Origin of the sequence: Dactylosporangium sp. NPDC005572 (assembly GCF_040605515.1) — a bacterium.
In the GTDB taxonomy this organism is placed as follows: Bacteria; Actinomycetota; Actinomycetes; order Mycobacteriales; family Micromonosporaceae; genus Dactylosporangium.
In genome coordinates this window covers 1-5,812 of record NZ_JBEXCY010000371.1, presented here as the reverse complement: position 1 = coordinate 5,812, position 5,812 = coordinate 1, and the positions used below count along the sequence as shown (strand labels likewise).

Annotated in this window: 5 protein-coding genes; 3 read left to right on the top strand and 2 right to left on the bottom strand. The window is 71.4% G+C overall.

The window, feature by feature from the left end; translation table 11 throughout:
- The first annotated feature begins 308 nt into the window (after positions 1–308).
- The 3 genes from ABZS66_RS60085 (at position 309) to ABZS66_RS60075 (ending at position 4,017) form a co-directional block, all read left to right on the top strand.
- Positions 309–677, top strand: coding sequence for a hypothetical protein (locus tag ABZS66_RS60085; protein ID WP_354773725.1), 369 nt, complete (start codon positions 309–311; stop codon positions 675–677).
- A 70-nt stretch (positions 678–747) separates the two neighbouring features.
- Positions 748–1,212 carry an SRPBCC family protein gene (locus tag ABZS66_RS60080; protein WP_354773723.1) on the top strand — a complete coding sequence of 155 codons (465 nt, stop codon included), beginning with the start codon at positions 748–750 and terminating at the stop codon, positions 1,210–1,212.
- 168 nt (positions 1,213–1,380) lie between these two features.
- Positions 1,381–4,017: a hypothetical protein gene (locus ABZS66_RS60075; RefSeq protein WP_354773721.1), complete on the top strand. Its 2,637-nt coding sequence runs from the start codon at positions 1,381–1,383 to the stop codon at positions 4,015–4,017.
- Positions 4,018–4,041: 24 nt separating this feature from the next.
- Here the strand turns inward: ABZS66_RS60075 and ABZS66_RS60070 are convergent, their stop codons facing one another.
- Positions 4,042–4,401 (bottom strand): YciI family protein, encoded by a 360-nt coding sequence (locus ABZS66_RS60070; protein WP_354773719.1) that lies wholly within the window; start codon positions 4,399–4,401, stop codon positions 4,042–4,044.
- 9 nt (positions 4,402–4,410) lie between these two features.
- A complete protein-coding gene (locus ABZS66_RS60065; RefSeq protein ID WP_354773717.1) occupies positions 4,411–5,775 on the bottom strand; it encodes an aldehyde dehydrogenase family protein in 1,365 nt (454 codons plus the stop codon).
- Positions 5,776–5,812: the final 37 nt, after the last annotated feature.

Sequence of the window (5,812 nt, the reverse complement as noted above, 5' to 3'; positions counted from 1 at the left end):
CCCGGCAGGATCAAACAAGAGGCGGCTGGCCACTGCCGGCATCCTCATCTGCCGCTGACTGCGCGTCTCGACCGGCATCGAGGATCGCTAGCCCGGCGGTAGGACGGCATGCTGGTTACTCACTGTGACAGCAGGACTGAAGAGCTCCGGCCGACTGCCACCCTTCAAGTGAAGCTGATGTGTAACGGATCAAGTGGAGCCCGACAATGACCTCGAGCGGTATCAGGACCTGGGTGACACTCCGCTAGGTTGAGCCGATGTCGGCTATCGCGCTGCTCTAGGTCGTCCACCGCGACCTGCTCGTGCGCATGCCGGTGCAACAAAATCGCCGAGGAGTTCGGGCGCCGACTCGACCCGGACGTCTTCCCTTACTCCGGCTACCTGATGCTGGACATACTGACCTTCCTGGCCGACCGGGGCGTCCCGATCGACCGAAGGTCCGCACCGATCCGGACACTCCGTACGCCACCGTCCTGACTACCGAGCACCGGGCGCTACTGCCACGACTCGACCCGGCCGAGTACCGGGTCGAGGAGATCCGCGAATTCACGGAGAGCTACGACGACGAACTCTCGGATGACGAGCTCCAGGAAGCCGTCACCGACACTCTGGGTCTGTTGCGCACCACCATCGCGGACCTTGCCGATGACGAGGTCTTCGTGATTCTGATCTCCTGAGCCGGCGTCATTGCGTCGTGGCCCGCGTCGGCGGCTGGGGGTCGACACCGCGATGGCGTAGGTTGCCGCCGTGGCCTTGATTGATCTGACCACCGTGGTCCGGGCTCCGGCAGAACAGGTCTTCGACCTCTCCCTTGACGTGGATGCGCACACCGCCTCCATGGCCCGATCCCGGGAACGCGTAGTGGCCGGTGTCGACTCGGGGCGGATGTCGCTGGGGGACACCGTCACCTGGGCCGCTCGTCACTTCGGGGTGAGGTGGCGCATGACCTCTCGCATCAGCGCATACGACCGCCCTCATCGCTTCGTCGACGAGCAGGTCACTGGCCCGTTCCGGCACTGGCACCACGAACACACCTTCAGCTGGGACGAGTCCGCGACGGCCACGATCATGCGCGATGTCGTCGACTTCGCCGCCCCGCTCGGCGCGCTCGGCCGGACCGTCGATGCGCTCTTGCTGGAGCGGTACATGTGCCGGTTGATCGAGCGCCGGAACGCCCACCTCGCTCGTGCCTTTGCCGCCGGCGCTCGCTGACTTCGTGACCCTCACCGACGGCTCAACGGACGGTGTACTGCGGGCCGGTCTGCCCGACTGACGTCGCGTCCGGCGTGGCCGAGTGGTTCCAGACCCGGACCCGACCGGATCCGCCTTCGACCGTTCGGGCGATCTGGTCCGACTACGGTCCGTTTAGGGTCGATCACCATGGCGGATCGCGATTCCGGCCCGGCGGCCCCGGCCCCGGTCGTCGCCGGCCCGGCGGACGACCGGCCGCTGCTGCACCGGCTGGTCATGGTCGCCACCTCGGCCTGGGAGCTCAACGGCCACGCCGGGCGGGAGGACATCGGCTGTCGCCACCGGAAGGACCGCCTCGGCCACGAGGCGCTGCTGCGCCACCTGCTCCAGGGCCGCGGCGGGATCGGCCACGCGTGGATCGGCCGTGACAAGGGCGGCGAGACCGTCGACTACCACCTGGCCGGGTCGGCGCAGGCCACCCAGACCCTGGCCGACCTGCGGCAGGACGTCGACCGGCTGCGCGGGCACGTCACCGACCGGGTCGACATCCCGATGGAGGAACGCCGGGAGCGGCTCCGCGAGATCCGGCATCGCGTCGTCATGGACCCGCGGCGGCTGCACGCGGTGACGGACCCTTACCGGGACGACGTTCATCCCGACCCGGACGAGCAACCGCCGGTCCGGTGGGTTGAGGGCGGGCATCGCGAGCATCTGGTGGCGCTCGACCTGCGGTTCGACTTCTATCTCGACAAGCCGATGTGTCACGTGAGCGTGTCGATCTGGAGCGGCACGCCGTGGCACGAGCGGTACCGCCCGCCGAGGTCGCAGGAGTATCCGTTCGAGCCGGACCCGTGGCTGCGCACGGAGATCACCGTCTCGGAGCTCACCGAGTACGTGAAGCGGTACCACACCGTCCTGCGGCAACTCATCGACCTGCTCGACTGCTTCATGCCCGAGGCGGAGCTGCGGGCGTACGGCCGCAAGAACGTGCTGCCGATCTTCTGGGTGCCCATGCTGTGTGCCGCTGAGGGGGGTGCCCGGGACCGGAGGATCCTCGCCAGGGAGCTGCTCGGCCTCGGCGACCCGACCGACTGCGTCGCCGCGAGCAGCATCGTGTCCGGCGAGTTCGACGTCATGCGCCGGTTTGTTCGCGGCATGCGGGTGCCGCCGCCGGTGTACGAGGACAAGCATCGGCGGCTGAGCCGTGCGCACTACCTGATCGTCCGGGTGCGTGGAGCGAACCGGCCGCCCGGCAGCGCCGCCGACGACGCGGCGAGCACGGCGAAACTGGCCGCGTTGAGCGTGCAGGAGGACCGGGCGGCCGAGGTCATCACCAGCCTGACCGACGTCGAGGGCCGGGGCGCGAGCTACCTGCACGACGTCCACCGCGACCTGCAGATCCTCGCCAGCCACCTGGCCGTCTACGACAAGGTGGCGGCGCGGGCCGAACTGCTGTGGGACTCGCTGTCCACGCACATCATCAGCCAGCGCCGCATCCACGACACCCTCCGCCACGCCGTCGAGCTGCTCCACCAGGTGCTCCAGCAGGGTGTCGGCGACGTCGCCGAACTGTCCAACCGGGCCAGCGAGTGCGTGACCCGGGTCGACGCGGCGACCGACCAGCTGCACGTGGACTTCGACGACCGCCTGACCGAGAGCCACCCCGGCGCCGAGGGACTGCGGGCGGCGATCGTCCGGGCGGGCCTGTTCGAGAAGATCGCCATGCACGCCCGGCACACCGAGCGGGAGGCGAACCGGATCAAGGCCATGTACGACGACCTGCTCCGGATCGTCGGCTACGAGTTCGACGAGTGGCGCGTGCGCGAGTCCGACGTCGTGCAGAAGCTCAGCGGCCTGCTCGGCGGGGTGCTCGGCCTGATCGGGGTCGTGACCGTCTTCGACGCGACCGTCGACCTCAAACCGGCCGGCCAGTCGACGGCGTTCGGCAACTGGGCGTGGCTGACTGATACCGGCGTCGGCCTCAGCTGGTTCGTCGGCGGACTGCTCCTGATCGCCATCGGCTGGTCGGTGCGGCGCTGGATTCGTTCGGCGCGGCTCGGATCGCGGGGCTTCCGGCAGCAGTACCTCGGCCGCCTGCCACGCGACGAGCGCCCGTGGCGGCGGCGGAAGCGCGACCCGGAACCACGGTCTGCGTGGGACCCCGGGGACGCGCTGTGGCTGCTGCTGCGCGACACCGCACCGGAGGCCTTCGCCAGCAAGGCCGACGAACCGCCCGGGGATTGGCGCCGGCTGGACAACGACCTCGCGGCGCGTTTCGCCCGGAACTGGGACCGGGTCGCGGCCACGCCCGAACCGCCGGCCGCCGCCGCCGGATGGCTGCGCCGGATGCTCGGCTCAAGGGTCCCCGACGACGCCAGGCAGGACATCGCCAACCGGGCCCGGCAGGTCGAGCGCTGGGCGCTGCGCTCGCTGCTGCTCACCGAGCGGACCCGCCAGCTGCACCACTATCCGCTGCCGCGCCTCACCACGCTGTACCTGCAGTGTGCCCGCATGCCGGGCGCGCTGACCGCCGACCCGCTCGCGCCCGCGCGCGCGGACCACCGGCCCCGGTACGGCCCACCGCCGCGCTCCGAGCCGGACCCGGCCGATCTGAGCGAGTTCGCGCTGTCGATGCAGCAGGCCGGCATGTCCTGGGAGGACGCCGCGCTGCTCGACCAGTGGCTGGTGCACCAGCGGCCGACGTCGGCCGCCGAGGTGCTCGCCGTCCTCGACGGTCTGAAGGTCGATGCCACGATGACGCGCGACGAGATCACCGCGATGGCCAGGCTCATCGTCGACGGGCTCGCACCCGGCACCGACACCTGAGCCGGCCGGCCGACCGGCTCACTGTCAGTCGTCGGCGGACGCCTCCGCCATCGAACGCGGGGCGGGCACGGGCTCGAAGTGGATGTTGCCGGCCGGGACCATCCAGGTCATCACCTGGACCGCGAGCCGGCCGGCCCGCACGGCGGGGTCCGCGCTGCACAGCTCGCGGGCCCGCGCCGGGTCGACCGACATCACCGAGATGCCGCGCAGGGTCTCGTCGTCCTGGTCCACCAGCGGGCCGCCGCCGACCAGGTAGCCCTGGTCGCGCAGGTCGGCGCGGAACGCCAGGTGGGCGTCCTGCAGGGCGTCGGCCTCGGCCGGGCTCAGCTCCGGCGCGTCCGGTGGCCGCACCAGCAGGACGAGTGTGTGCTGGTCGAACCTCATGCCGTGAGCCTAGAACGGATAGCGGGCGGCGTCGCCGCGGACGGTGACCCAGCGGGTCTCCGTGAAGGCCTCGATGTTCGCCGCGGCGCCGCCGAAGCGGGCGCCCGTGCCGGAGGCTCCCACGCCGCCGAACGGGGCGTTGGCCTCGTCGTTCACCGTCTGGTCGTTGATGTGGACGATGCCCGTCGGGAGGCGGTCGGCCAACGCGAGGCCCCGCATCACGTCGCGGGTGACGATGCCCAGCGACAGGCCGTACTCGCTCGCGGCGGCCAGCTCGGCCGCCTCCTCGGCGTCGGTGAAGCGGGCCACCGGGGCGACCGGGCCGAAGATCTCCTGGGCGAACGCCGGGGTGTCCGGGCCGGCGTTCGCGATCACCGTCGCCGGGTAGAAGAGGCGGTCGTACGAACCACCGGCGGCCACGCGGGCGCCGGACGCCGCGCTCGCGGTGACCAGGTCGTGGATCTTGTCGCGCTGCCCCTCGTCGATGACCGGGCCGAGCGCGACCTGGTCCCGGGCCGGGTCACCGACCGGCAGGTGGGAGGCCTTCGCGGCCAGGCGTTCGACGAAGTCGTCGTAGAGCCGTTCGTGCACCAGGTGGCGGCCGGTGGTCATGCAGATCTGGCCCTGGTGGAAGAAGCTGCCCCACGCGGCCAGGCCGACGGCCGCGTCGAGGTCGGCGTCGTCGAGGACGATCAGGGCCGAGTTGCCGCCCAGTTCGAGGTGGGCCCGCTTGAGGTGGCGGCCGGCAAGCTCGCCGACGCGGCGGCCGGCGGCGGTCGAGCCGGTGAACGAGACGACCCGGACCAGGGGGTGGGTGACGATCGCCTCGCCGACGTCGGCGCCGCCGGGGAGGACCTGCAGCACGCCCGGCGGCAGGCCGGCCTCCTCGAAGACGCGGGCGATGGTGACGCCGCCGGTGACCGCGGTGCGCGGGTCGGGCTTGAGGATGACGGCGTTGCCCAGCGCCAGGGCCGGCGCGACCGAGCGGATGCCGAGGATGATCGGCACGTTGAACGGCGCGATGACGCCGACGACGCCGGCCGGGCCGCGGCGGGCCATCGACAGCCGTGGCTGCTCGCTCGGCAGCAGCTCGCCATAGGGGCGGCTCGGCAGGCCGGCCGCCTCATAGCATTCCTGCTCCGCCGTGTGTACTGCGAAGCCGGCCATCCCGGGGATCGCGCCCACCTCGCGGATGTTCCACCAGGCGATCTCGTCGGCATGGGCGGCGAACAGCGCCCCGGCGCGGCGCAGGACCGCGGCCCGTTCGGGGTGCGGCGTCGCCGCCCACGCGCGCTGCGCGGCCGCCGCCGACTCCGCCGCCCGGGCGGCGGCCCCCGCGGGTGGGGCGGGGCCACCGCTTAAAAACAATAACACCCCGAGTTATATGTTTTTTCGGGTTTGGGGGGTTAAT